Origin of the sequence: Bradyrhizobium sp. BRP22, assembly GCF_020194175.1 — a bacterium.
Classification (GTDB): Bacteria; Pseudomonadota; Alphaproteobacteria; order Rhizobiales; family Xanthobacteraceae; genus Bradyrhizobium.
The window spans coordinates 1-427 of record NZ_JADYVX010000128.1 but is presented as its reverse complement, the minus strand read 5'-3'; the positions used below and the strand labels follow the sequence as shown (position 1 = coordinate 427).

Genomic DNA, 427 nt, shown 5'->3' with positions numbered 1-427 from the left:
TCGCCAAGGATTGGGAGGCCTCCGCCACCTCGGCTGAAGCATGGCTCCTTGTCGCATCAACCCGACAGCTGCTGCGCCGCATCGCCAGATCGGCCAACGTTAAGTCATGATTTTTGAGTCAGACTCTAAGGAATAGTGGGACAACTTCCTCTATTCGGCGTCGCTACGATTGAAAACCTCTGCTATGTTTGCGATGCTGTTTCTTCTAAAGCGCCGTTGTCCGGACATCTGTAAGTCGCTGCGTGGGAGCACCTTGCGCGGCTGTGCAAGCACGGTACGTCAGTACTCGCCCGTAAAACCCTTACGATTACCCACATTTTTTGAGGTGCACCGAGTCGAAAACTTGAGTCGCCAGAATCGCTTGTGATTCTTTGATGGACACCTGATTCGAAAAGAGGTGCTCTATGGAACCGACTTCACGCGCCCG

1 pseudogene is annotated in these 427 nt (G+C 53.4%); it reads left to right on the top strand.

The features are described 5' to 3' along the window. Positions 1–110, top strand: a pseudogene (locus I6F35_RS39675) (IS5/IS1182 family transposase); the annotation flags it as partial. Positions 111–427 lie beyond the last annotated feature (317 nt).